This window comes from Neobacillus muris, assembly GCF_943193175.1.
In the GTDB taxonomy this organism is placed as follows: domain Bacteria; phylum Bacillota; class Bacilli; order Bacillales; family Cytobacillaceae; genus Neobacillus; species Neobacillus muris.
Window position 1 is genome coordinate 12,550 of record NZ_CALPDF010000007.1, and the last position, 25,831, is coordinate 38,380.

Annotated in this window: 21 protein-coding genes; 15 read left to right on the forward strand and 6 right to left on the reverse strand. The window is 44.1% G+C overall.

Translation table 11 applies throughout. From position 1 onward, the window contains the following. The first annotated feature begins 29 nt into the window (after nucleotides 1–29). The 11 genes from NFS43_RS07140 (at nucleotide 30) to leuD (ending at nucleotide 13,645) form a co-directional block, all read left to right on the forward strand. A complete protein-coding gene (locus NFS43_RS07140; RefSeq protein WP_251550884.1) occupies nucleotides 30–1,016 on the forward strand; it encodes a DUF294 nucleotidyltransferase-like domain-containing protein in 987 nt (328 codons plus the stop codon). Next, nucleotides 1,003–1,737: an exonuclease domain-containing protein gene (locus NFS43_RS07145; protein ID WP_251550886.1), complete on the forward strand. Its 735-nt coding sequence runs from the start codon at nucleotides 1,003–1,005 to the stop codon at nucleotides 1,735–1,737. The genes NFS43_RS07140 and NFS43_RS07145 overlap by 14 nt, the downstream gene beginning before the upstream one ends. 373 nt (nucleotides 1,738–2,110) lie before the next feature. Next, nucleotides 2,111–3,019 (forward strand): branched-chain-amino-acid transaminase, encoded by a 909-nt coding sequence (ilvE, locus tag NFS43_RS07150; RefSeq protein ID WP_251550888.1) that lies wholly within the window; start codon nucleotides 2,111–2,113, stop codon nucleotides 3,017–3,019. A 14-nt stretch (nucleotides 3,020–3,033) separates the two neighbouring features. Further along, the gene (ilvD, locus tag NFS43_RS07155) at nucleotides 3,034–4,701 is read left to right on the forward strand and encodes a dihydroxy-acid dehydratase (protein WP_251550890.1); all 1,668 of its coding nucleotides are present in this window, start codon (nucleotides 3,034–3,036) and stop codon (nucleotides 4,699–4,701) included. 655 nt (nucleotides 4,702–5,356) lie between these two features. Then, a complete protein-coding gene (gene ilvB / locus NFS43_RS07160) occupies nucleotides 5,357–7,087 on the forward strand; it encodes a biosynthetic-type acetolactate synthase large subunit (RefSeq protein WP_251550892.1) in 1,731 nt (576 codons plus the stop codon). Further along, a complete protein-coding gene (ilvN, locus tag NFS43_RS07165) occupies nucleotides 7,084–7,605 on the forward strand; it encodes an acetolactate synthase small subunit (protein ID WP_251550894.1) in 522 nt (173 codons plus the stop codon). Before ilvB ends, ilvN begins: the two co-directional genes overlap by 4 nt. A 27-nt stretch (nucleotides 7,606–7,632) precedes the next feature. Next, the gene (gene ilvC, locus NFS43_RS07170; RefSeq protein WP_251550896.1) at nucleotides 7,633–8,664 is read left to right on the forward strand and encodes a ketol-acid reductoisomerase; all 1,032 of its coding nucleotides are present in this window, start codon (nucleotides 7,633–7,635) and stop codon (nucleotides 8,662–8,664) included. After that, entirely contained in the window at nucleotides 8,651–10,195 is a 1,545-nt protein-coding gene (locus tag NFS43_RS07175; RefSeq protein WP_251550897.1) for a 2-isopropylmalate synthase, read from the forward strand. The genes ilvC and NFS43_RS07175 overlap by 14 nt, the downstream gene beginning before the upstream one ends. Before the next feature lie 75 nt (nucleotides 10,196–10,270). Further along, nucleotides 10,271–11,377, forward strand: coding sequence for a 3-isopropylmalate dehydrogenase (gene leuB, locus NFS43_RS07180; RefSeq protein ID WP_251550899.1), 1,107 nt, complete (start codon nucleotides 10,271–10,273; stop codon nucleotides 11,375–11,377). A 262-nt stretch (nucleotides 11,378–11,639) separates the two neighbouring features. Beyond that, nucleotides 11,640–13,058, forward strand: a complete 1,419-nt coding sequence (gene leuC / locus NFS43_RS07185) for a 3-isopropylmalate dehydratase large subunit (protein WP_251550900.1) — start codon at nucleotides 11,640–11,642, stop codon at nucleotides 13,056–13,058. Between the two features lie 2 nt (nucleotides 13,059–13,060). After that, nucleotides 13,061–13,645 (forward strand): 3-isopropylmalate dehydratase small subunit, encoded by a 585-nt coding sequence (gene leuD, locus NFS43_RS07190; RefSeq protein WP_251550902.1) that lies wholly within the window; start codon nucleotides 13,061–13,063, stop codon nucleotides 13,643–13,645. A gap of 35 nt (nucleotides 13,646–13,680) precedes the next feature. Here leuD and NFS43_RS07195 read toward each other — a convergent pair whose 3' ends face one another. Next, nucleotides 13,681–13,995, reverse strand: a complete 315-nt coding sequence (locus NFS43_RS07195; protein WP_251550904.1) for a DUF3892 domain-containing protein — start codon at nucleotides 13,993–13,995, stop codon at nucleotides 13,681–13,683. A 98-nt stretch (nucleotides 13,996–14,093) separates the two neighbouring features. On the opposite strand from NFS43_RS07195, the gene NFS43_RS07200 reads away from it, so the two are divergent. Continuing rightward, entirely contained in the window at nucleotides 14,094–14,831 is a 738-nt protein-coding gene (locus NFS43_RS07200; RefSeq protein ID WP_251550906.1) for an RDD family protein, read from the forward strand. 89 nt (nucleotides 14,832–14,920) lie between these two features. On the opposite strand, the gene NFS43_RS07205 is transcribed toward NFS43_RS07200, so the two are convergent. Next, nucleotides 14,921–16,039: a DUF4030 domain-containing protein gene (locus tag NFS43_RS07205; RefSeq protein WP_251550908.1), complete on the reverse strand. Its 1,119-nt coding sequence runs from the start codon at nucleotides 16,037–16,039 to the stop codon at nucleotides 14,921–14,923. After that, on the reverse strand, nucleotides 16,029–16,607 hold the full coding sequence (locus NFS43_RS07210) for an RNA polymerase sigma factor (protein ID WP_251550910.1): 579 nt from the start codon (nucleotides 16,605–16,607) through the stop codon (nucleotides 16,029–16,031). Before NFS43_RS07210 ends, NFS43_RS07205 begins: the two co-directional genes overlap by 11 nt. Nucleotides 16,608–16,784: 177 nt before the next feature. On the opposite strand from NFS43_RS07210, the gene NFS43_RS07215 reads away from it, so the two are divergent. Continuing rightward, complete coding sequence (locus NFS43_RS07215; protein ID WP_251550912.1) at nucleotides 16,785–18,332, forward strand: glycoside hydrolase family 55 protein; 1,548 nt, start codon at nucleotides 16,785–16,787, stop codon at nucleotides 18,330–18,332. A 93-nt stretch (nucleotides 18,333–18,425) separates the two neighbouring features. Here the strand turns inward: NFS43_RS07215 and NFS43_RS07220 are convergent, their stop codons facing one another. From NFS43_RS07220 to NFS43_RS07230, 3 genes are read right to left on the reverse strand one after another with little or no spacing between them, the layout of a single operon-like run. After that, a complete protein-coding gene (locus tag NFS43_RS07220; RefSeq protein ID WP_277613907.1) occupies nucleotides 18,426–19,778 on the reverse strand; it encodes a UDP-glucose dehydrogenase family protein in 1,353 nt (450 codons plus the stop codon). A gap of 30 nt (nucleotides 19,779–19,808) precedes the next feature. Continuing rightward, nucleotides 19,809–20,708 (reverse strand): UTP--glucose-1-phosphate uridylyltransferase GalU, encoded by a 900-nt coding sequence (gene galU, locus NFS43_RS07225; protein WP_251550916.1) that lies wholly within the window; start codon nucleotides 20,706–20,708, stop codon nucleotides 19,809–19,811. 51 nt (nucleotides 20,709–20,759) lie between these two features. Continuing rightward, nucleotides 20,760–22,121 (reverse strand): glycosyltransferase family 2 protein, encoded by a 1,362-nt coding sequence (locus tag NFS43_RS07230; protein WP_277613908.1) that lies wholly within the window; start codon nucleotides 22,119–22,121, stop codon nucleotides 20,760–20,762. 642 nt (nucleotides 22,122–22,763) lie between these two features. Between NFS43_RS07230 and NFS43_RS07235 the strand changes: the two genes are divergently transcribed. Next, on the forward strand, nucleotides 22,764–23,468 hold the full coding sequence (locus NFS43_RS07235) for an ABC transporter ATP-binding protein (protein WP_251550918.1): 705 nt from the start codon (nucleotides 22,764–22,766) through the stop codon (nucleotides 23,466–23,468). After that, nucleotides 23,468–25,792: an ABC transporter permease gene (locus NFS43_RS07240; RefSeq protein ID WP_251550920.1), complete on the forward strand. Its 2,325-nt coding sequence runs from the start codon at nucleotides 23,468–23,470 to the stop codon at nucleotides 25,790–25,792. Before NFS43_RS07235 ends, NFS43_RS07240 begins: the two co-directional genes overlap by 1 nt. Nucleotides 25,793–25,831 lie beyond the last annotated feature (39 nt).

Sequence of the window (25,831 nt, forward strand, 5' to 3'; positions counted from 1 at the left end):
AGCGCTTTTGTACGAAAGAGGGGATTGGAATGACTTTCAGCAGCTACCCAGAAATAAAAACATTTCGATTGGAACACATGGCCGAAGCATCCAAAGACCACTTTCGTATTAACAAGCTGCACGATGAAATCTATAAACAGGTAATCCTGCTTGCTTTAGAAAATACTGAAAAGGAATTTGGCCCTCCTCCCTGTCCCTTCTCTTTTTTTGTAACAGGCAGTGCCGGCAGGTCGGAGCAATCAGTGTGGAGCGATCAAGACCATGGATTAATCTACCTTTGCCATTCCACAGAAGCGCAATCCTACTTTTTGGAGCTTGGCAATGAAATTTCCAAAGGGCTTTTCGAATCAGGCTATCCTTATTGTGATGGCGGTGTGATGGCGAGCAATCCACTTTGGTGCAAGTCCATTTCCGAATGGGAAAAGCAGCTGTCCAGCTGGCTAGAAGAATCCTCTTGGGAATCCATCCGATATTTGCTCATCTTTCTCGATGCCCGCACCCTTTTTGGGGAGAAAGGCAATGTTAATGCATTAAAAAAACAGATTTTTCAAATGGCTGATCATAACCACCTCAGGATCAAATTTCTCAATAACACAATGCATTATAAAAAAGGCATCAATGTGCTGGGCAGACTGCTGCCAGAAACCTATGGGCAGCACGCAGGGTCACTCAATATCAAAGAAATTGGACTGTTTCCGTATGTCAATGCACTAAGGCTGATGGCCCTTAAAGAAAACCTCCTGGAAACTTCAACATTATCACGGCTTGAGTCGATGTCAGAAACGGCCTCTTCCGCCCTCGGCAAAGACTTATACAAACAGGAATTTCTAAAACTATTAAAGTATCGGCTGCAGCTATGCGACCAAACAGACTATGATTCAGGACATTATTTATCATTAAAGGGATTGACAAAGGAACAGACCAGAGAATTAAAAGACATGATCAAACACGGTGCAGCGCTTTTTGCTGCCGTAAGAAAACTGCTGGAAAAGGAAGATTCCTATGGGGCTAAATGATATGATTCAATTTTTCAGGCAAATACCCGGCAAGCTTTCCCCCAATGTCTATGCTGGCATGCACGGACCTTCAACCATGCAGCAAATGGCCTTTATCCGGGAACTCCAAAGAGAATTGCGCCAAAAAGATGATTTAGACTCACCGCTGAACGAATTAAAAGTGGTGGTGTTTGACTTGGAGACTACTGGCTTTCATCCCGAAAAAGGTGATCAGATCATATCGATTGGCGCCATTAAAATGACCGGCAGCCGCATCGAGGAGGCAGATACCTTTTACACCTTGGTCAAATCCGAGCTTCCCCTTTCAGAAGAAATTTCAACACTAACCCATATCAGTGATGAAGATTTACACATGGCACCAGAAGCCTCAGAAGCATTAGTCAAGTTTTTAAAATTTATCAAAAGTGATACTTTGGTAGCCCACCACTCGTTTCACGAAAAATCCTTTATGCAAAAGTTAACTTGGGATTTGTTAAAAATTAGATTTGCCCACAGAATTATTGACACCTCTTTCTTAACAAGAATATCCACCCCTTCTGCACAATCCTTATCATTAGATGAGATCTGCAGCATTTGTGGAATCGAGATAAAAAACAGGCATCACGCGCTAGGAGATGCCATTCTGACAGCACAAGTATGGAGCCGCTATTTACAAGCGGCATCCGAGAAAGGGATTCATAACTTAAGGGAAGTTTACGAATTGATTTCAAAATTAAAATAAGCCAACTATATGCGGTCAAATTCATCCAAATATTTGTCCGCTGCCGATTACTCCCTTCCTGTTTTACCCACTTTTATTCAATATTTCCAAGTGTTTCCCCTGATTTTCCCCTCTTCAAAAAATTTTAATAATTTTTTTATTTCAGATTTATCCTTTATATGACAATAATGTAAACGCTATCAGCTTTTTCGATTTGTTTGAATTGTCAGATTTCTATATTGACCATGTCTTTAATTGGTTGTATGATTATCGTCAATAAGCAATCATAGAGTCAAATTGCCCTTCTTAAAATACTCCATTAGCCATAGGGCATGGCTGAACATTTCAAAAGTTTAATGAGTTAAAGCGTTTTATATTAAAAGGAGTGGTTATGTTGGGAAGTCAATGGATATTCATTGGCGGCGAGTTCGTCAAAAAAGAGGAGGCTGTCATTTCCGTTTTTGATCATGGTTTTTTATATGGTGATGGCGTATTCGAGGGTATTCGGGTATATTCCGGAAATATTTTCAGATTAGATGCCCACCTAAAAAGACTATTTGAATCGGCACAATCCATCATGCTAAGGATTCCATACACGAAGGAAGAAATGACTCAGCTAATCATTGATACGGTTAGGAAAAATGAGCTGCATAGCGCCTATATTCGTGTTGTGGTATCCCGCGGCAAAGGAAATCTCGGCCTAGACCCATCTTCCTGCTCCCATCCAAACGTGATTATTATTGCAGAAGAGTTAACCATGTATCCAAAAGAGTTTTACGAAAATGGAATCAAAATTGCTTCCGTGGCAAGCAGAAGAAATCGTCCGGATGTACTCAGTCCGCAAGTAAAATCACTCAACTATTTAAATAATATTTTAGTTAAATTAGAAGCCAATCAGGCAGGTGTGCAGGAAGCTTTGATGCTGAATGACGAAGGCTATGTAACAGAAGGTTCAGCTGACAACATCTTCCTCGTGAAAAATAATGTCATATTTACACCTCCTGTCTATTTAGGAGCATTAGAGGGCATTACCCGCAACGCCATTATCGACGTGGCCAGGGCTATCGGGTATGAAGTGAAGGAAAGCCCGTTTGGCCGGCATGATGTATATGTGGCGGATGAAGTGTTTTTAACCGGAACCGCTGTGGAGGTCATCGCTGTTATTAATGTAGATGGCCGGACCATCAATGATGGAAAACCCGGTAACGTAACGATGGCCCTTTTAGAAGAATTCCGAAAATTGGTTACAACCGATGGAGTGTCTTGTTATCCCGCAGCAGCAAACCATGCCATTGTAAGTTAAGGAGATAGAGAGAAATGCGAAGCGATATGATTAAAAAGGGGATTGACCGTGCTCCCCACCGCAGCCTATTATACGCAGCCGGAGTCAAAACGAGTGATTTAGATAAACCGTTTATCGGTGTCTGCAACTCCTATATTGACATCATTCCCGGCCATAAACACCTGAATACTTTTGGTGAAATCGTCAAAGAAGCGATCCGCGAAGCGGGAGGCGTCCCGTTTGAATTTAACACCATTGGCGTTGATGACGGCATTGCCATGGGACATATCGGCATGCGTTACTCACTGCCAAGCCGCGAGATTATTGCCGACAGTGCAGAAACCGTAATTAATGCCCACTGGTTTGACGGAGTCTTCTACATTCCAAACTGTGACAAAATCACACCAGGGATGCTGATGGCTGCTGTCAGGACTAATGTCCCTTCTGTGTTTGTTTCAGGCGGTCCAATGGAAGCCGGAAGAACTGCAGCAGGAAAACCATTATCCCTCACCTCCGTTTTCGAGGGTGTCGGCGCTTATCATAGTGGATCGATGTCCCAGCAAGAGTTATTAGAAATTGAAAATAATGCCTGCCCTACCTGCGGTTCCTGTTCAGGAATGTTTACCGCCAACTCCATGAACTGTCTTATGGAAGTATTGGGTATGGCCGTTCCAGGAAACGGAACTATTGTTGCCACCTCTGAAGAAAGACATCAACTGATTCGCCAAGCAGCCAAGTATTTAATTGAACTGATTAAAAAGGATATTCGTCCACGCGATATTGTTACCCGTGAAGCGATCGATAACGCCTTTGCTCTTGATATGGCCATGGGCGGCTCTACCAATACGGTACTCCATACATTAGCCATTGCCCATGAAGCCGGCATTGATTACGATTTGCGGGAGATTAACAAAATTGCTGAGCGAGTCCCTTATTTGGCAAAAATCATGCCTGCTTCCGATTATTCGATGCAGGATGTCCATAATGCCGGCGGTGTCAGTGCTATCATCAATGAACTTTATAAAGTGGAAGGCGCCCTTCATAAGGACTGCCTAACCATTACCGGAAAAACACTTGCTGAAAATGTCAAGGATGCACAGATTACCAATACAAATGTCATTCGTACAAAAGACGATCCCTACAGCCATGTGGGCGGGTTATCCATCCTTTATGGAAATATTGCCCCAGATGGTGCAGTAATCAAAGTGGGAGCTGTTGATCCATCCATAAAGACCTTCCTTGGGGAAGCCATTGTGTTTGAGTCACAGGATGAGGCACTGGACAGCATCAACAATGGTACAGTAAAGCCTGGCCATGTGGTAGTCATCCGCTACGAGGGCCCGAAAGGCGGTCCTGGTATGCCAGAGATGCTCGCCCCTACTTCTGCTATTGTTGGACGCGGTCTTGGAAAAGAAGTGGCTCTTATTACAGACGGGCGGTTTTCCGGCGCCAGCCGCGGAATTTCCATTGGCCATATCTCTCCAGAAGCAGCCGAGGGCGGACCCATTGCCCTTGTAGAAAATGGCGACAAAATTTTAATTGATTTAGAAACGCGTTCCATCGAGCTTGTCGTTGATGAAGCAGAATTAGCTGAAAGACGGAAGGCTTGGGTGCAGCCAGAACCCAAAATCAAATCTGGTTATCTTGCAAAATACGCGAAGCTTGTTACTTCTGCCAATACCGGCGGCGTAATGAAATTATAGTGAGGAACACATCCCTTGGGCCTATTCAGGGTCTAGGCTCCCTTTAAAGCCAAGACCTGAGGGGGTTCCTCACGAAAAGCGTTAGGGCACTAAAAGCTGGATCATTCTCAACGATTGATAATTTTATAAATAAATCGATGACGGGAATAAAGGAATAGGAAGTTGTATTTTCAGAGAGCTGGGGTTGCTGGAAGCCCAGTAATACACCCTATTCTGACATCCTCCCTGAGTGTTATGTTGAACAGTGATTTACTAAGTAGGCTTAACCGGGTGTTTTAAATTTTGTGCACCTGTTACAAAAAGAAGCGCAGTTCTATTTGTTGTCGCTTCATGAGACAGTATTCGTGAGGATACTGTAAATCCGGGTGGTACCGAGAAAAGACCTTTTCTCCCCGACTATTCTGCTTTTGTCTTTTACTGGCAGTGTATTTGGAGAGAATAGGTCTTTTTTAATGTGTTATAGAGAGCAGTTTCATTGGTCTAATAGAATTTTTTGAAGGTATTCTACAAATTTTTAGCTGGATTCTACAAATTTTTAGCTGGATTCTACAAAATATCATTGGAATTCTACAAAACTCACCAACGATTCTACAAAATATGGATATTTATTACAAATTATCAACCTATCAAATACCCATAAGGAGGGACTTACGACGTGAAAGTAGAAGCAAAGCTGGAGATCCAACCCAGTACCTCACCCAAAATAGGTGCAGACCTTCTCATTGATCTTTTGGTTCAAGAAGGTGTCGATACAATCTTTGGGTATCCTGGAGGTGCCGTTCTTCCTATATATGACGGCATTTATCGGGCACGAGGCAGGATTAAACATATCCTCTTCCGCCATGAGCAAGGAATGATTCATGCTGCAGAAGGCTATGCCCGAATTACCGGAAAACCGGGAGTGGTGATCGCCACTTCTGGTCCGGGGGCAACCAACCTAGTAACTGGAATAACAGACGCCATGATGGATTCCCTGCCATTGGTCATTTTCACTGGGCAGGTGGCCCGATCGGTCATTGGTACAGATGCTTTCCAGGAAGCGGATGTCATGGCCATTACGACACCAATAACCAAACACAATTATCAGGTTCAAGATATTTCAGACCTGCCCAGGATGGTGAAAGAGGCTTTTCATATTGCTTCCACCGGCAGGCCGGGCCCCGTTCTAATTGATGTACCTAAGGACATTTCAGCAGGGATTTTAGAAAATGATGTCCCTCTGGATGCATGTATTGATTTGCCAGGGTATCAGCCAACCATTAAGCCTAATCCGCTGCAAATCAGAAAGTTAGCAGATTCACTGGCCAAGGCAAACAAGCCCGTCATTCTCTCAGGTGCTGGTGTCCTGCATGCCCAGGCTTCAGCTGAATTAACGGCTTTTGCCGAAAAACATCAGCTGCCGGTGGTCCATACCCTGCTGGGGATCGGCACATTTCCTGCTGACAGTCCTCTCTCCTTGGGGATGGGCGGCATGCATGGAACATATGCAGCCAATATGGCTCTATATGAATGTGATTTGCTCATTAACTTTGGCGCCCGCTTTGATGACCGCTTAACAGGCAATCTCAAACACTTTGCACCAAATGCGAAGGTTGCCCACATTGATATTGACCCTGCCGAAATCGGCAAAAACGTGCCAACACAAATTCCAATTGTGGGCGATGCAAAGGAAGCCTTAAAGGAGCTGATATCCCAAACAAATGAATCGCCTGAACATGGGCCATGGCTGGAAAAACTGGCAAATTACAAGCAGGAGAACCCGCTTTGGTATAAGCTGGACCCCGCCGGAATGAGCCCGCAATGGCTCATTGAAGCCATTCATAAGGCAACCAATGGGGAAGCCATCGTGGCAACAGATGTCGGCCAGCATCAAATGTGGGCCGCGCAGTACTACACCTTCACCAGGCCGCATCGCTGGATTACTTCAGGAGGCTTAGGAACAATGGGCTTTGGTTTCCCAGCCGCAATTGGAGCGCAAATCGCCTCTCCTGAAAGCACGGTGGTAGCCATCGTCGGTGATGCAGGTTTCCAAATGACCCTTCAGGAGCTATCTGTCATTTATGAACAGAACCTGCCGGTTAAGATTTTCATCGTCAATAATGGCGCACTAGGAATGGTCCGCCAATGGCAGGAACTGCTGCATGGAAACCGGATTTCTGAATCGATTCTTGGAAGCCAGCCGGATTTCGTCAAGCTCGCTGAAAGCTATGGCATCCGGGGCAAGAGAATTGATACACAGGAAGAGCTGATTGCTTCACTTCCTGAACTGATTGCCTATGACGGCCCATTACTGGCAGATTGCCGTGTCATGCAGCAGGAAAAAGTGTTTCCAATGATGGCCCCTGGCAAGGGACTTCATGAATTGATTGGGGTGAAACCATTATGAAGCGAATCATTGCGCTGACCGTTCGCGACCGCAGCGGGGTTCTCAACCGCGTGACCGGGCTGCTCCAAAGACGGCAGTTTAACATTGCCAGTATTTCCGTCGGCCCAACGGAAACAGAAGGTGTCTCCAAAATGACCCTTGTGGTAGAAGTCGAGGACGAACAGCGTCTCGAGCAAGTAACCAAGCAATTAAACAAGCAAATTGATGTATTAAAAGTCTCTGATATTACCGATAAAGCCATTGTTGCTCGGGAGCTGGCGCTAATTAAGGTATCCTCAAGCGCCCAGCTGCGAAGCGAAATCAATGGAATCATTGACCCATTCCGGGCTCTGATCATTGATGTCAGCAAAGACAGTCTGGCTGTCCAAATCACGGGCCGGCCGGATAAGATTGATGCCTTAATCGAACTGCTTCGTCCTTACGGGATTAAGGAAATTGCCAGAACCGGCCTGACCGCCCTCCAGCGGGGGCATCAGCCGCAAGTAAACGAACTGCAAACCTATACACTACTAAAATAACTAATAGATCTGAAAGGATGATTCATAATGGTAAAAGTACTTTATAACGGAGATATTCAAGAGGATGTTTTACAAGGAAAAATAATCGCGATCATCGGCTATGGCTCCCAAGGCCACGCTCATGCCCTTAACTTAAAGGAAAGCGGCTTTGATGTAGTAGTTGGATTGCGCGAAGGCAAGTCTTGGAATAAAGCAGTCGAAGATGGTGTCGATGTCCGCACCGTCGCTGAAGCAACTGCAGCCGCTGACATTGTCATGATCCTCCTTCCTGACGAACTGCAGCCAAAGGTTTATCAGGAAAGCATTAAACCAAATCTGGAAGCTGGCAATTCTTTAGTTTTTGCTCATGGCTTTAACATTCATTTCAGCCAAATCGTTCCTCCTGCTGATGTAGACGTATTCCTTGTTGCACCAAAGGGCCCGGGACATCTAGTCCGCCGTACGTTCACAGAAGGTGCAGGGGTTCCAGCTCTATATGCGGTTTACCAAGACTACACAGGCAATGCCCGTGACCTTGCGCTCGCCTACGCAAAAGGAATTGGTGCAGCACGCGCTGGGGTGCTGGAAACTACCTTCCAAGAGGAAACAGAAACCGACCTATTCGGTGAACAGGCAGTCCTTTGCGGCGGTACCACTGCCCTGATCAAAGCAGGTTTTGAAACATTGGTGGAAGCTGGCTATCAGCCTGAGGTCGCCTACTTCGAGTGTCTGCACGAATTGAAATTAATCGTAGACCTTCTATATGAAGGAGGATTAGAAAACATGCGCTATTCGATCTCTGACACAGCTCAGTGGGGAGATTTCGTTTCTGGACCACGTGTTGTAAACGAAGAAACAAAAGCCCGAATGAAAGATATTTTAACAGATATCCAGACTGGCGTTTTTGCAAAAGGCTGGATCTTAGAAAACCAAGCCAACCGTCCGCAATTTAATGCCATCAACCGCAGCGAAAATAATCATTTGATTGAGCAAGTCGGCCGCGAGCTTCGTGGATTAATGCCGTTTATTAAAAAACCAATTAATGAAAAGAAGGAAGTGGTGGTAAATGGTTCACGTTAACATCTTTGATACAACCTTACGCGATGGAGAACAGTCCCCTGGTGTGAATTTAAACCAGCTTGAAAAATTGGAGATTGCCAGACAGCTCGAACGGTTTGGCGTTGACATTATGGAGGCCGGCTTCCCGGCTTCCTCACAAGGAGACTTTGAAGCGGTAAGAGCCATTGCACGTACCATCAAGAACTCTTCCGTAACCGGTCTGGCACGGGCAACGAAATCGGACATTGACATTGCGTGGGATGCCTTAAAAGATGCAGCGGAGCCAAGATTGCATGTATTCCTTGCTACCTCCCCTATCCATATGCAGTATAAGCTGTTAAAAACACCGGAGGAAGTCATGCAGACAGCTGTCGACATGGTGGCCTATGCAAAGAAAAGATTTCCTCATATCGAATGGTCAGCAGAAGACGCTTCAAGATCTGACTTGGATTTTCTCGTTCAGATCATTACAAAAGTCATTGATGCAGGAGCAACGGTTATCAATCTTCCGGATACTGTCGGCTACACGACTCCTGAAGAATATGGCCGGATGTTCCGCTATATCAGGGAAAATGTCCCTAATATCCATAAGGCAGCCCTTTCCTGCCACTGCCACGATGACTTAGGAATGGCGGTCGCCAACTCGCTTGCCGCCATCGAAAATGGCGTGACACAAGTAGAAGGCACCATAAACGGAATCGGAGAACGTGCAGGAAATGCTGCATTAGAGGAAATAGCTGTTGCTTTAAATATTAGGAAAGATCGTTATCCATATACTACCAATCTAGTTTTAAAAGAAATCAAACGCACTAGTGACCTAGTGAGCCGGTTTACTGGCATGAAAGTGCCGGGAAATAAAGCGGTCGTTGGAAAAAATGCTTTTGCTCATGAGTCAGGTATCCATCAGGACGGCGTGCTTAAAAATGCGTTGACCTATGAAATTATCACACCAGAATTAGTTGGTCTTTCCTCCAATGATTTAGTTCTTGGAAAGCATTCAGGGAGACATGCCTTTAAAGATAAGGCCATTCAAATGGGCTTTGATTTATCTGCTGAAAAGCTGAACGAAGCGTTTCAATCGTTTAAACAATTAACCGATCGCAAGAAAGAAGTAACCGATGAGGATTTGTTTACGATTTTAACAGATATTCAAACGGCAGCGGTTGATGTGAAAAAATACGAGCTGGTGGCCTTCCAGGTCCAGTATGGTTCTGCCAACCTGCCAACCGCAACGGTTGCGCTGACTACTCCTGATGGTGAAAGAGTGGAAACGGCCCGCACTGGCGGAGGAAGCGTTGAAGCTTTGTTTAACACAATGGATGCCCTTATTAAAGAAGAGCTCCATTTGACCGACTTTAGCTTAAGCTCTGTGGGACGCGGACGCGATGCCCTGGCGGAAGCCCATGTAAAAATGACAGTGAACGGCACAAATGTCAGCGGCCGCGGCTCTGCACAGGATGTACTTGAAGCATCGGGAAGAGCATTTCTAAATGCCGTCAATCGCATGTTTCTCCATCAAAAAGCAGGTGTGAAAGAACCGGCAGTACTTTAAATGACTTAGGGGGACAGCCCGCTGATGGCCTCTCCCCTTCCCATATTAAATCAAAAAATAAGGAGGCTGCTTCTATTGAAAAAACAAATTGTATTACTTCCCGGTGATGGTATTGGCAAGGAAGTTATGAATGCGGCTCGTGACGTGTTAACAGCCATTGCGGAAGAATATAATCATACCTTTAGCTTTGAAACCCATGAAATCGGAGGAGCGGCCATTGATCAATTTGGCACCCCGCTTCCCGAAACTACAGTCGATGCCTGCAAACAGGCAGATGCCGTTCTGTTGGGAGCTGTCGGCGGCCCAAAATGGGATAACAATCCCTCCCATTTAAGACCTGAACGAGGACTGCTGGGAATCCGAAAAGCCCTTGATTTATATGCCAACCTGCGGCCTATCAAAGGATTCAAAAATCTGCTCCATGCCTCGCCATTAAAGGAAGAAGTAGTGGCAGGAAGCGACCTCCTTATTGTTCGTGAGCTTACGGGCGGCCTTTACTTTGGAACGCCTAGTGAACGCCGTGACAACGGCCAGAGCGTGGTCGATACTTTGTATTATACCCGCAAGGAAATCGAAAGAATTGTGGATAAAGCGTTCCAAGCAGCTCAGGGGAGAAGCGGCCGGCTTACTTCCGTTGATAAAGCGAATGTCCTTGAATCCAGCAAGCTGTGGCGCGAGATTGTGGAAGAGAAAAAATCACAGTATCCAGATGTGAAGGTGGAGCATGTTTTAGTGGATGCTGCAGCCATGAAGCTGGTTACCAACCCATCCCATTTCGATGTCATTGTGACAGAAAATATGTTTGGCGACATTTTAAGCGATGAAGCATCCGTCTTGACTGGATCGCTCGGGATGCTCCCTTCTGCCAGCTTAAATGAAACGGGCGTTGGCCTTTATGAACCAGTTCACGGCTCTGCACCGGATATTGCCGGCAAAGGAATTGCCAATCCGGTTGCGATGATTTTATCGGCTGCATTGATGCTGCGCTACTCTTTCGGGCTTGAAACAGAAGCGAAATTAATCGAGGATGCCGTTCAATCGATTTTGGATGCCGGGTTCTATACTGCCGATCTCCAAATAGCTGAAGGACGTAAGGTCAACACGGAGGAAATGACGAAGCTGATTGTGGATTATATCCGCACACTCAACACCTCTAAGTGTATTGCAAGTTGTTATTATTAAAAACTTCTAAGGGTAAACCGGATTCATGTTTTATATCGGTTTACCCTTTCAATTAAGAGATGCCGGGAATTCGCAAATAGAATCGGGAATTTCGCAAATAAACAGCCGAAATTCGCAAATAAATCCCTTAAATCCGTGAATAAACTCCATTTGCCGGCTGACTTAAGCAAAAATCAGCCAGGAATGAAGCACTCCAGCATCTATTTTGAGAATTTCTTTACTAGTTTTGAAGAGAAAATCTAGGAACGTGAGGAAGGAAGCTATGCAAACACCTAAAAATATTGTCCAAAAAATTTGGGAACAGCATGTAGTCCATCAAGAAGAAGGAAAGCCGGATTTACTTTATATTGACCTCCATCTTGTTCATGAAGTCACCTCGCCTCAGGCCTTTGAAGGGTTACGCATGAACGGCCGCAAAGTCCGCCGCCCGGATCTCACATTTGCGACGATGGACCATAATGTTCCTACCCGTCAGCGTCAGGTGATCCATGACCCTATTTCTAAAAATCAAATTGATACTCTAGAGCAAAACTGTCAGGAATTCGGCATCACTTTGGCGGACATTCATCATCCAGACAACGGGATCGTCCATGTCATTGGACCGGAGCTTGGCCTTACCCAGCCAGGAAAAACCATCGTCTGCGGCGACAGCCATACATCCACACATGGGGCATTTGGGGCTTTGGCATTTGGCATCGGCACTAGCGAAGTTGAACATGTATTAGCAACCCAGACCCTCTGGCAGGCACCTCCTAAAACATTGAACGTAAAAGTTAACAGCCTGCTTGGAACTGGTGTAACCGCAAAGGACTTAATTTTAGCCATCATTGGAAAATTCGGTGTTAAATTTGGGACTGGCTATGTGATCGAATACACAGGTGAAGCCATCCGCAGCATGTCCATGGAAGAGCGCATGACCGTATGCAATATGTCCATTGAAGGCGGTGCAAGAGCTGGACTTATTTCTCCAGACGAAACAACCATAAATTATTTAAAAGGCAGAAGACATGTCCCTCAAGGGGTGGCCTTTGAGAAGGCAGCAGCGGACTGGCTGTCATTAGCGACCGATGAGGGTGCAGCCTATGACGAGGTAGTGGAAATCAACGCTGCCGAAGTGGAGCCGCAAGTAACATGGGGCACGAACCCAGGTATGTGCATTCCGGTTACGGCCAACATTCCGGCTCCTGAACAAGCGGAGAAAGCTAGTGACCAGGATGAAATCAAGCGAGCACTTGAATATATGGGGCTAGAAGCCGGAAAGCCGATTTCCAGTGTCAAAATTGACCATGTTTTCATCGGTTCTTGTACAAATTCACGTTTAAGTGACCTGCGTAAAGCAGCAGCAGTGATCAAGGGCAAAAAAGTGAATCCATCGGTCAAAGCGATCGTCGTACCAGGCTCTTTCAGTGTGAAGCTTGCTGCAGAACAAGAAGGTTTAGACCATATTTTTAAAGAAGCCGGCTTCGAATGGCGTGACTCCGGATGCAGCATGTGTCTTGGCATGAATGATGACATTATTCCTTCTGGCGAACGCTGTGCCTCTACATCCAACCGTAATTTTGAAGGGCGCCAAGGCAAAGGGGCACGCACCCACCTAGTCAGTCCGGAAATGGCAGCTGCTGCGGCAATCGCCGGCCATTTTGTCGATGTCCGCGAATTTTCTGCACAGGAGGTAATCTAATTATGGAACCGTTACGCATTCATCAAGGCATTGTGTGTCCATTAAACAGGACAAACATTGATACAGACCAGATTATTCCTAAACAGTTTTTAAAACGGATTGAACGAAGCGGCTTCGGGCAATTCCTGTTTTATAACTGGCGTTTTGATGACGACGGGAATCCGCGTCCGGATTTCCCGCTAAACGAGCCAAAGTACAAGGGGGCTTCCATACTGGTTGCCGGAGAAAATTTTGGCTGCGGTTCCTCGCGTGAGCATGCACCGTGGGCGCTCCAGGATTTTGGTTTTAAAATCATTATCGCTCCGAGTTACGCAGACATTTTCAAAAACAACTGCGTCAAAAATGGAATCCTGGCCATTCAAGCGACTGAGGAACAGGTCCAAACCATTACGAAAAAGGCTGAAACAGAGGGATACTCCTTGACGGTCAACCTTGAAGAACAAATCGTATTCGACCGCGATGGTTTTGAGATTTCATTCGATATTGCCCCTTACCCGAAAGAAATGCTGCTTAACGGCTGGGACGAAATTGGTGTCACCTTAACCTATGAAGATAAAATAAAGCAATATGAGGCCGTACGTTTTTGAAGAATGAGCTTGGTTCGCCAAGCTCATTCTTTTCTTTAGAACTCAGGGAGTTCGTCTAAATTGTTCTCTTTCACCCCATCGGGCTCACTTCGAATGATGTCCCGCCCATATTTATGAAATACATCAATATGAGCAATTCTGCCAGACTTCGCTTCATCAAGAGCCGTCAGATAATCCAATTCCTGTCCCGTGTTGGTTTTAAACGCGATAAGATCCCCATCATCATTTTTCCTGACCGCCACGATTTCTTCCTTTCCATCTTTGTTCCCCTGTTCTGCTTCCACCTGTGTTTGCTGCTCACTTTCTTGCTTATATTGCTGATAAATTTCCTCAAAATTCTTCTGTTCCATTCCTTCACCTCCGAACATTTGTTAGTATTTTTTAAAATTAAAAAATTATCCTCTTTTCATTTATAGGAGTATAATTTATCTATCAGGAGGCGTTTTAAATGGAAACCTATGAACAACAAGTATGGTTTTATTTGAAAGATCAAGAACAACAAGGACCTGCAGGCTCATTTGAGTTAAAAAAATTATTTGAACAGGGAATTTTAACAGGGGATTCATTAATCTGGAACAAAGACATGAGCAGCTGGGAAATGGCAAGACTGGTAAAACCCTTTGACCGTCTCGTCTTTTCAACAATTTCAGATAGTCAAAACGAGCAAACATCATTGGAAAAACTTGTAGAAACTGTTCTCAAAGGAAGACCATTTGTCAGATGTCTCGCCCGGCTTTTCGATCTCTCGGTTTTTTCTTTAGTTTTTATCGCGTTAGTAACCATTTTCTCTCCGAAATTTATCTTCGAATTTTCTCCAATTTTCATTTTCTTTTCCAGCCTCGTTCTCTATATTTTTGCAGAAGCCTTTATCCTCTCCATATTTGGGAATACGATAGGAAAGACTCTTTTGCATACAAAGCTCAAAACCGTCGATGGCAGACCGATCAATTTTTTGACGGCCCTCAAAAGAAGCCTTTTTGTCAATACGGCCGGACTCGGACTTGGTGTGCCGATTCTCAATGTGGTTTGTTCCGCTTATTCTTATTTCGATTTAAAAAGCCATGGAGTTTCACAATGGGACAAGCAGTTCGGAACAGTGGTTTTATATGGGCATGTGAATGGGGCCCGTATCGTATTGGTAAGTCTCCTTCCGTTAGCCTTGCTGATTGCCGGCATTGTCATTTAATCCGTTCAAAATTGGCAAACTGCCACAAGATACAAGCCCCCATATTGTCCTATGGGGGCTTGTTTAATAATGTCAGCCTTATGATACGGCTATTTATTCAGCTGTACTTTATCCTTACTTCTGATGACAATTTCATATCGGTCATCCTTCACTTGCTGCCATATTTTCTCAGTATGAATGAACTCCTCCATCATAGTGACGAGGTCAGCAGCTTTTTCTTTCGCTTTCGGGTCGCTGCTTGGAAGTGTCATGGTGACAATAATGGACATGAGACCGTCTCTGCTTTTGTAGCCGACCCCTCTTACCTCATATTTTTTATAGGTCATAAATTCTTGAGCAATCGCTGAAACAGCCTCACTCCAGCGTGCATATTGCTCTTCCCTTTCTAGATTAAAGATTCTGTGTTTAATGGTAACGGAATCTTTTCCGGCAGCTGTCAGTGCCTCTTTTACAGCCTTCTCGATTTGATCTATTTTCTCTTTGCTTTCCGTGTTCGCAAACTCTAATTCGACCGTATCAACCCCTCCGCCAAATCCTCTTCTAAAGTCGTAGCCTTGGGCTCTCAGCACCGGCTCTACTATGGCAAAAATCTGATCTGTTTCTTTTTCGATTTCTTCTTGTTTCTGCTTATATTCCTCTGAAGGCTCTTTATACCGATAGACCTTTACAAAATAGTCTTCGGTTTTTGTTCCTTTGTAAGGATCACCATGAAGGATGCCAAAAGCAGCTTTTTCAACGCCTTTTTTCATTTCCTGGACCTTGTCATCAGATGCATCAAGAAAGACATGAACCCCTCCTATCCCGATCCCAACTACCTCTATCACCTCTTTAACCGGATAGCCCTCTTTTGCCAGTTTCTCTTTTATGATGTCTGAAACATTTTCTTCATGCTTTTCAAACCAGCTGCTTAACGGCGGGATTTTTCCAATAACCTTTGCCATGGCAGGTGAGACAAAGCCTGAACCAACAAACAATAGTAAACTGGCTGCCACAGCTGCCATACTAACCAATGCCTTTTTTCTCGGTGTCCATTTAGGCTTGCTATCCATTTGAAATTGTTCCCATCCCTGATTGACCTGCTCGATTCGATCCGCAGCAAATTCCCCATTGCGGTACCGCTGCGGCAGCGCTTCGGCAAATCCTGCCAAAGAATCGGGTACCTCTACCTGATCCATCATCATTTTCACTTTGTCATTTTTAAATTCCATACGATTTTACCTCCACTGGGCACTTGGGATTTTCTTCCAATAGGTTTCCAAGTTTTTTCCGTCCTCGGCTTAATCTCGTTTTAATCGTATTTGCTTTTTCATTAAGGATTAAACTGATTTCTTTAATCGATAACCCTTCATAATAGTACAAGAGGATTGGCACACTATGCTCTTTGTCCATAGACATGATCAAAGCGACCATTTCAGAATAGGTCTCCTTTTGGATGGCCTCGGTTTGGGCGGACACTGATTGCATCTTGTCCAGGGCTTCCGGGTTCTCATCGATCGCACTTAGGACCACCCTCGTGTTTTTACGATAAATATCAATCGACCGTGAATAAACTAACCGGTAAAACCACGCTTTAAAATTTCGAATCTCTTTATTTTTCATTATGCTGATAAAACTATCTTCTAAAGCCATTTGAACGGCGTCTTCTGCTAAATCTTTGGAACGAAGAATCAGATAGGCAGTTTTATAGGCAGAAGCCAATAAGCCTTGCACCAGGCTGCTAAACGCATCGTCATTTCCCGTGCGAATTTGCTCAATAAGAATTTGTTCATTGCTCAAAATGGGGTACCTCCATTTCATTCTGTCTACTAGTAAAGTCGTTTTTCGGGTATGGATTGGTTTCACTTTTTGTTATTTTTCTAAAAAAAGATTTTGTTCCAGCTGGTTATTACTTTAGCAGAGTTTTCCAAAACCAGGCTATAATAACGATATCAAGTTTTTTGGAGTGAAAAACGCATGCTTACTTTGGATAAAAGCCACGATCCGGAACGGAATGCTGAACTCCTGAACCAGATATCAGGAAAAACCTTAGATGTAAAAGCTGCCGTGGAGGAAACGATTGAACTTTTCAAGCGAAATCAGATCAGGATCGTGCCGCCTGAACCAGGAAAAACACAATGGAAGGAAGCGCTGCACCGTCTCGCCGCAGAACCAGCAGAAATCCAGGAACCCGTCCCGCTTTCGGTAGATGCTTATGGAAATGTCTATCCAGACTGGAAGGAAGCGCTGGATGAGGAATATCGAAGATTACAAAGCAACATAACAAGAGAAGTAAACATTTTAGATTACGGAGCAGTCGGAGATGGCAAAACGGATTGCACCGCTGCCTTTCAAAAAGCATTGGGGCCCGGAAAAGTGAAGGTGATCGTTCCTGAAGGGGTCTTTGTCACAAAAGGCATCCGCCTTCCCTCCTGGACATGGCTGATTGGAAAAGGACAAAACACGACAATTAAACTGCACGATCTAGCTGATAAAGGGAGAAGACTGATCACCAATGCCAGCCATTGGCGGGGCAATCACCATATTTGCGTTCAAGGCTTAAATTTGGATTGGAATGTGGAAAGGCTTGGGGCCGCGGAAAAGACAAGCACTTGGGGAAACCATTCCAGCTGTTTGACCTATGCGAATGTCACCTATGGCTGGGTTAAGCAGGTTAACGCCATCAATGCCGGCTTACATGGATTTGATATTACTTCCACACTTTACAACTATGCCGGCGATGGCTGGCGGGCGCGCAGAGGAAGCAAGTTTGTCTGGCTCGACGGATTAACGGGCTTTGGTTTTGGCGATGACGGAATTACGACCCACCACAGTGATTATATTTGGATTTCCAATTGCCATATGTGTGATCCGAGCGGCCGAGCCCATCAAAAGGGATTTTCCAATTCGAACGGGATAGAAGTCGATGACGGCTCGCGCCATGTCCTGTTAGTCAATAATTCAACGGCACGGTGCTTTGGCGGGGTAGAGATAAAAGCCCATCAAAACTCATCAGCCGCGTCAAATGTCCAAATTGTCGGCCACCTATCCGTCCACGATAACCGGTCCTTTAACTTTCGCCATATCGGCCATCATAAAATGACGGATTCTGAATCAAGAACGGCACGAAACATTCTGGCTGCCAATCTGGCTGCCATCGCTCCGATTCCAACAGAGCTTTATAAAGGCTCCACACCGCGCGGGTTAGTGGTATCTGCGTATCAAAATGTGGTAATTAACTATATTACTTTTATTGGTGATCCGGAATGGGATTTTCAAGGCCAGCCCATTGCCGCCATCCAATATCGGGCAAGAAATGTGCTCCTAAACCATGTTGCTTTTAAAAACTTTAAAAATGCGGGTGCTGGCATTAAAGTGTTTGGTGGAGATAATCGGGCTGATTCCGTTCATATACGAAATGTTTATCATGATTTTCCCGACCCTGAAGCCACAGTCCAGATTGGTTCAGGTGTCCAAACCATTAACATTGAGAATATCAGCCACATAGTGAATAACAAAAATTAAATTATAAGGAGAGCCCCTGCCGCTTCACTGCCTGTATGCAACAGGGGCTCTCCCAAAGATTTTATTTTGCAGCAGAAGAAACGTTCCTTTGCTTCAAAAGGCAGCCGCAATGGATGCATGGCTCCCTTTTTTTTCTGCTTTTTTTATGGATTTTCTGCCGATGGCTATATACTCCACCTGATATTGCTTGACTTGGTTCTCAGTGTAGCAGTTGCGGCCATCAAATAGGATGGGTTTTTCCATGAAGAGACTTGTCAGGATCAGGGCTTTTTTGACGATTTCTTCCCATTCTGTTACGAGAAAAACAATATCTGCTTTTTTTATCGCCTCTTCAATTTGTTGAACGTATGTAATGTCTTTTGGAAGAACTTTCTTCGCATTTTCGATCGCAATTGGATCATAGGCAATAATTTCTGCTCCTTCTTCGAGCAATTTTTTGGAAATGCTGATGGAGGCAGCTTCCCGCATATCATCCGTATTTGGTTTGAAAGCAAGTCCCAGGAGGGCCACGCGTTTTCCTTTCAATGATCCGAATCGTTCTTTTGCCTTCTTCACAAGAGCCGTCTTTTGTCTCTCATTAATTTCAATAACCGATTTAAGCAATTTAAAATCATGGGAGACCGATTCTGATATTTTCAGTAACGCTTTCGTGTCTTTAGGAAAGCAAGAACCGCCATAGCCGATGCCGGCATTAAGGAACCTTGAACCGATACGTCCATCCTTTCCCAATCCTTCCGACACCTCAACGATATCTGAACCTACTTTTTCTGAGAGATTGGCAATCTCATTGATAAAAGAAATTTTGGTGGCAAGGAATGCATTCGCCGCATACTTAATCATTTCCGCACTGCTAATGCTGGTTTTTAAGATTGGCAGCCCAAATGGCTGATTAATTTCTTCCAATATACGGGCTGCTTCGGGATCATCCGCCCCTATAACAATTCGGTCACCATGAAAAGAGTCATAGACAGCGGAACCTTCACGGAGAAATTCAGGATTAGAGACGATTTCTACCTCATGGCTTCCTTGGAGATTGGCCAAAACCAATTCTCTTATTTTATAATTGGTGCCTAAGGGAACGGTACTCTTTGTAACGATGATCACATTTCGAGCAATATTTTGGCCAATTTCCCGTGCAGCCTGGAATACATAGGAAAGATCAGCCGCACCATCTGCTCCTTGAGGAGTGCCTACAGCAATATAGATCACCTCTGCATCCTTTAAGCCAATGATCGTATTTGAAGTAAAATGCAGATTTCCCTTTTCGATGTTCTTTGCCATTAATTCTTCTAAGCCTGGCTCATAAATAGGGGAAATCCCTTTTTTTAGCTGCTCCACTTTTTCAGTATTAATGTCTATGCATGTAACGTCATGGCCAATTTCAGATAAGCAGACACCCGTTACCAAGCCGACATAACCTGTTCCGATAATTGACATATTCATCATGAAACCCTCCTTATAGCGTGACTAGGTTAATTATGATTGCGGAACGAGAAGATTATTTTCTTGAATGATTTCAAGTAAGTATTCCCCAACACTTCCGTTTAAATCCTGTCTTTCTAAAGCAAAATCAATGGTAGCTTTAATAAAGCCCATTTTATCCCCAACATCATAGCGCTTACCTGCAAAATTGTAGGCAAGCACCCTCTCTGCCTTGTTTAACAATTTAATAGCATCCGTCAATTGGATCTCATTGCCCGATCCTGGAGGCAAATCTTCTAAAATTTGAAAAATTTCCGGTGTAAGGATATAGCGTCCCATGATGGCATAATTTGATGGGGCTTGTTCAACAGCCGGTTTCTCAACAACTGTCTCTAGTGACAGCACACCATCCGGCAGCGTATGATTTTCCATCGGTGATATAATCCCGTATTTAGAAACATCGGAGCGGTTCACTTCCTGAACCCCTAAAACAGAGGATTGGTGCTGGTCAAACACATTGATTAATTGTTTCAGGCATGGGACCTCTGATTTAATAATGTCATCCCCCAGAAGCACGGCGAAGGGCTCGTTTCCAATAAAACTGCGGGCACATTTAATAGCATGCCCCAAGCCAAGCGGCTCCTTTTGGCGAATATAATGAATGTTGGCGAGATTTGAGATGGCTTGTATTTCTCCCAATTTTTCATATTTTTCTTTTTTGAGCAGTGTTTCTTCCAACTCGTAGGACTTATCAAAGTGGTCCTCGATTGCCCGTTTACTGCGGCCGCTAATGACGATGATATCTTCGATGCCTGACGCAATGGCCTCCTCTACAACATATTGGATGGTAGGCTTATCCACAATGGGCAGCATTTCCTTAGGAAGTGCCTTAGTGGCGGGCAGAAAACGTGTTCCTAAGCCTGCTGCTGGTATGATGGCTTTACGAACTTTCATATTGATTCCATATCCTCCAATCAAATAGCTTTACTAGTCTTCTATCTTCCATCAGCCGCGGGTTCCCCAAGAAGTGGAGCGTAGCGTAAGCAGCGCCCAGAAACGAAGCGGGCAAAGCAAGACTAGGAATAGGATGCCATAGATAGGGGCAAGCAAAAATGTCAGCGGCTTTTTATACGCATAAAAGACATTTCTGGCATAGGCTGAGATGGTGACATAGGCTAAATAATAAATCGCCATGATCCAGCCCATTGTGGTAGAGGTCAGATAAAATGCCATGACCAATGACACACCGAACGCAAGCCACAGGAACATTTCCAGCATGACCCAGACAAAGACATTTGGTTTTTTCAAACCTATTTTTAAAGCGATCAAGCTTTCTCTAAAAAATGATTTATTCCAGCGTGACTGTTGTTTTAATAATGTTTTTAGGGAAGTTGGCGCGTCAGTAATGCAGCGGGCTGTCGATTGGTACAATGTCTTTCCTTCCCGGATTGCATAGTTTGTCAGGCAGCGGTCATCTCCCAATTGCACTTGCTGCCCAAGAAAGGTTTGAGATCCGTAATGCTCAAGATTTTTCATGATTACTTCCCGGCGGTAGGCACTTAAAGGTCCACTGCAGACTAATACGTTTTTGGTGACGGAATGTGCAGCGCGCTCTACACGAAAGGCATTATCATAGCGCATATCTATCAATCTAGTCAGGACATTATCCGTCCGATTTCGAATGTTGACATGTCCTGTGGTTGCGGTAACCTCCGGGTCATTCATTGGTTTTAATAATTCACGAATGGCGTTAGAGAATACGGTACAATCCGAATCCACCGTCACAAAAATATCTCCTGTTGCCCGTTCAAAGGCCCAGATTTGCGCATGGCGCTTCCCTTTATTCTCCGGCAGACGATGGACAATTACGTCAGGGATCTTATTTGCCGGAAATAAAGCGGCGGTTTCTCCGTTGATATTCATGAGACTGTCTTTAAGTTTAAGAACCGCTTCATACGCAGATTTATCTTTGCTTCCGTCATCCACAATAAAGATTTCGTGAATCGGATAATCCTGTTTTAAGATGCTTTCTACTGTGCCCAGTACAGCATCGGGCGCTTCGTTATAAGATGGAATGACAACGGAAACCTTTAAATCAGGAGGATCCAACGTTACTTCATTGTACTTAAAAGATAGCAGCATTTTTCCTAATAGGTATGCAATCATTACAGAACCATAAATCCCAATTGTTAAGTTAAACTTATCTGATGCTGTCCAATTCACATAGAATAAAGCAGCAACAGTCAGCACAAATAAAGTAATGACAAAGATTTTCTCCTTATTCGTTAATCTCTTCTCCGTCGTAATGCCCTCATTCGGAATAGCATTAACCTGCACTTGATGCAGCTCTTGTTCTATTTTTGCCATTCTATCACTCCTCTCAAATTCTAATTTTGGAAATGACTCACATCCCCGAAAATCAGATTAATAAATTTTCGGCCCGTTTATCAATCTATCGTTTTACCTGTGTCAATAATCACTCTACTTATGGCAAGTTAGTTATTAATGCCGCAATATCAACGTTGGCATCGCTATCATTTCTATGTAACTTATCCGTAACTTTATTTACATTGCTGTTATTTTCCATTTTTTCCACAGGCAATACATACAACAACCCCTTTAGTCATTAGTGGTTTATGCTTTGTTAAGAATGTTAATAAATTTTCACATAGTTTTTATCAAAAAAAGGCTAATCCATGGTTATCGACAAATTTCAGCTGATTTCTTACCGATTATGAAAAAAATAAGAAGTGTTATCTAGAAAAATACATGATTTTCTACACAAATTGACTAAATTTGAGAATGTTATGAGGAAAATTGCATGCATAAGAGGGGAAACTAATGGTAAAAAAAGGCAATTGCAAACTATTCTCCTAATCAGAAATTCTCACATTTTCACCAGCAGAATCATGTCAGATCGCTTCCCTCATTTGAAGTTAACAAATGCATGGTATTAAATAGATTTAGCGCCGCTTGTAAGAGCCAGTTTTTTAAGAAGGAGTGAGAACCATGATTAGTCTAGTAAATGTGACCAAAATATTCCCTGGCGGTGAACAGCCATACTATGCGCTTGATAACGTTACAATCGAAATAGCCAAGCAAGAATTCATTGGGATTATTGGCAAGTCTGGAAGCGGCAAATCCACTCTCCTCAATATCATGAGCGGTATTGATTGTCCTTCCTTCGGCTCGGTGATCGTCAACGGAACAGACATTTCCCTGCTTTCCCAAGCAGAATTGACCAAGTGGAGATTAAACAATATTGGCATCATTTTTCAATCGTTTCATTTGATTCCCACTCTTACTTTGCTTGAAAATGTGATTCTTCCGATGGAATTTGCCTATCCTTTTAAAAGGAAGCAGAAAAAAAGGAGAGCTATGGAATTACTGGACTCTGTAGGGTTGGCGGATAAGTGGAATCTATTTCCTGACTTTGCCTCTGGCGGTGAAAAACAACGGACAGCCATTGCAAGAGCCCTTGCTAACGATCCTCCGCTGATCTTGGCAGATGAACCAACAGGCAATTTAGACAGCGAAAATGCCTTCCATATTTACTTATTATTCGAAAGGCTGGCTAGAAGCGGAAAAACGATCGTGATGGTGACCCATGATCCGGACTTGGCGAAAAGCCTGCCGAGAACATTGCAGTTAAAGGACGGGGAAATCATGGGCAGCAAACCGGTACCGAGGCATGAGGAAATGGAGATAAAGTGATGCCTATTTATCTTAAAAGGGCTTTAAGGGATTTAAGCAGGCAAAAAGGGAGAACTGGATTTATTCTTATGGCCATCACCGTTTGTGTGACTGTCCTTGGCGCTTTAATTAATACAAATGCTGCCTTTAATCAGGCACTGCGAGAGAATACCCAATCGGCAAACGCATCGGATTTTACGATGTATACATCCTCCTTTGATCGCAGCCCTTCTTTCCTGTCCAAAATAAACGGATTAAAAGAAGCAGAAGCAAAGCAGCAAATAAGAGCGAGAGTAAAAATCGGCAATGAGTTTCACAATTTTGACTTGATGGCATTTTCTAATCTTCCTATATATAAGATCAATAAGGTGGAAACAGAGCTTGGCCTGCACACCCCTATCACAGATGGGCTGCTGCTTGAAAAATCAACCATCGAGCATTTCAAACTGACGGCTGGGGATAAAGTGGACATTTTCATTCCTGGACAGCAGCCCCAAAGAATCACCATTAAAGGGGCGGTTGAAGATTTTTCCCGCATTCCAGCCAAATTTAGCGGCTTGGGCGTCGGTTACTTGCCAAAACAGGTGCTTACCGGTTTAGGGAAGTCATCTTTCAATCAGATTCAACTCACCTTGGATCCGCAGCTTCCAGAATCTAAAAAAAATAAAGTGCTGCAAGAGGCAAGGAAGAAATTGCAATCGAGTAACATTATCGTGTTCCGTACGGAATCTTCCCAAGAGACTTTACTCTTGCGCCACACCATTGTCAATACTGTACTTCTTTTACTAACAATGTTGGGCATTTTTGGATTTTTCCTCGCATTTTTACTGATTATCCACCTATTTTACCGATTGGTTTCAGAACAGATTTATGAGCTTACCATTCAAAAGGTTCTTGGAGCAGCATTCAGTTATTTGTGGAAACAATTAGCTGCAGCACTCCTCCTCATCTGCTCTGTTGTTTTTTTATTATCCGTATCACTCGGGGCATTGGCTTCCTATTGGATGACGAACTACATTCTTCAGGAACTGAACATGGGACATGCGAGGTTTACGCTTTCACCATACGTCCTGGCAGGGAGTTTTCTATTATCGTTCCTTGTTCCATTTCTAGCCGCTGCCTATCCCTTTCAAAAAGCGATTAAAGCGCCGATAATTCAAGGACTCCGTTTCATGATCCGTCCATATCACAAGCAAAAAAAGAGTCCTTTAAACAAGTATTTTCATTTACGTGTGCTGTCTATCCGAAATTTAATGGCCAAAAAAATGCAGCTGCTTACTAACATCCTGATGCTATCCTTCGGAGGGGCTGTCATCATTGCGTGTACAGGGCTTAACCACTCACTGTCACTGACACTGAAAGAGATGAATCAATTTTGGGATTACGACTCAGAATGGAGTATTTCCACCTCCCTTCCGAGTGAAAATCTGCTTCAAGCATTGAGGGACATCGACGGGATAAAAGACGTAGAAACGTGGACATCAAGAAATGCGGTGATATCCGATGATTCCGCTAAACGCAACGTCCTGTTACATTCAATACCCGAGCGAACCTCGTTTATCCATCCTAAAATACGAGAAGGGCACTGGCTGGATAGTGCTTCGCCTGACAGTATTGTCATCAGTTCGGATTTAAAACAGACCTTTCAGGACATAAAACCTGGTGATACTTTAATGGTCCAAATTGGCAGAGAGGAAAAACACTGGAAGGTGGCAGGCATTCTGGAGAAACAATTGGCTGGACCAGCTATTTATATGAATCAAGCAGATTATAATCAATGGCTGCAAAATCCTGCCATTAACCGCCTTCTGGTCAAAATGGAGGAGGGCCATTCAAACACTAAAGTCCGGGAAACAATAGAAAAATGGCTCCTCACACAAAATACTGACATCCTGGCGTCTGACCAGGCAAACGATATAAAATCACGTCCCGAAGAAATAATCGGACTGTTAATTCGTGCTCTTCTATTGATCGGCATTCTGTTTTTGGCAGTTGGAATATTTAATTTGATGACGGCAATGAGCATTAACGTACTTGAGAGAAAGAAAGAAATTGGCATCATTCGTTCAATTGGAGGGAGCAGCTTTAAAATTTATCAGCTGTTTATGGGAGAGGGAATCAGGATTGCCATGATTAGCTGGGTTACGGCCGTATTGCTTTCCTTCCCGCTTCAGACTTTATTAAGCCGCAAAATGGGAGAGGTGTTAGTAAAGTCCGCTCTCCATTCGGAAATGCCCCTTTATGGGAGCATGCTTTGGCTCGCTGCCAGCTTATTAATCGGGATTATTTCAAGCTATTTCCCTGTAAGAAAAGCCGCAGCTCAACCTGTTTCTAAGTTACTATAAACGTCCAAAATCGAAAAAAGCGGCACATGCCAGTGGAGG

What these genes read in the sequence shown, in the direction of transcription:
- NFS43_RS07140 (WP_251550884.1), top strand. Translation starts at nt 30, where the DNA reads ATGACTTTCAGCAGCTACCCAGAAATAAAAACATTTCGATTGGAACAC.
- NFS43_RS07145 (WP_251550886.1), top strand. Translation starts at nt 1,003, where the DNA reads ATGGGGCTAAATGATATGATTCAATTTTTCAGGCAAATACCCGGCAAG.
- ilvD (WP_251550890.1), top strand. Translation starts at nt 3,034, where the DNA reads ATGCGAAGCGATATGATTAAAAAGGGGATTGACCGTGCTCCCCACCGC.
- ilvN (WP_251550894.1), top strand. Translation starts at nt 7,084, where the DNA reads ATGAAGCGAATCATTGCGCTGACCGTTCGCGACCGCAGCGGGGTTCTC.
- ilvC (WP_251550896.1), top strand. Translation starts at nt 7,633, where the DNA reads ATGGTAAAAGTACTTTATAACGGAGATATTCAAGAGGATGTTTTACAA.
- NFS43_RS07175 (WP_251550897.1), top strand. Translation starts at nt 8,651, where the DNA reads ATGGTTCACGTTAACATCTTTGATACAACCTTACGCGATGGAGAACAG.
- leuC (WP_251550900.1), top strand. Translation starts at nt 11,640, where the DNA reads ATGCAAACACCTAAAAATATTGTCCAAAAAATTTGGGAACAGCATGTA.
- leuD (WP_251550902.1), top strand. Translation starts at nt 13,061, where the DNA reads ATGGAACCGTTACGCATTCATCAAGGCATTGTGTGTCCATTAAACAGG.
- NFS43_RS07195 (WP_251550904.1), bottom strand. Translation starts at nt 13,995, where the DNA reads ATGGAACAGAAGAATTTTGAGGAAATTTATCAGCAATATAAGCAAGAA.
- NFS43_RS07200 (WP_251550906.1), top strand. Translation starts at nt 14,094, where the DNA reads ATGGAAACCTATGAACAACAAGTATGGTTTTATTTGAAAGATCAAGAA.
- NFS43_RS07205 (WP_251550908.1), bottom strand. Translation starts at nt 16,039, where the DNA reads ATGGAATTTAAAAATGACAAAGTGAAAATGATGATGGATCAGGTAGAG.
- NFS43_RS07215 (WP_251550912.1), top strand. Translation starts at nt 16,785, where the DNA reads ATGCTTACTTTGGATAAAAGCCACGATCCGGAACGGAATGCTGAACTC.
- NFS43_RS07220 (WP_277613907.1), bottom strand. Translation starts at nt 19,778, where the DNA reads ATGATGAATATGTCAATTATCGGAACAGGTTATGTCGGCTTGGTAACG.
- galU (WP_251550916.1), bottom strand. Translation starts at nt 20,708, where the DNA reads ATGAAAGTTCGTAAAGCCATCATACCAGCAGCAGGCTTAGGAACACGT.
- NFS43_RS07230 (WP_277613908.1), bottom strand. Translation starts at nt 22,121, where the DNA reads ATGGCAAAAATAGAACAAGAGCTGCATCAAGTGCAGGTTAATGCTATT.
- NFS43_RS07235 (WP_251550918.1), top strand. Translation starts at nt 22,764, where the DNA reads ATGATTAGTCTAGTAAATGTGACCAAAATATTCCCTGGCGGTGAACAG.
- NFS43_RS07240 (WP_251550920.1), top strand. Translation starts at nt 23,468, where the DNA reads ATGCCTATTTATCTTAAAAGGGCTTTAAGGGATTTAAGCAGGCAAAAA.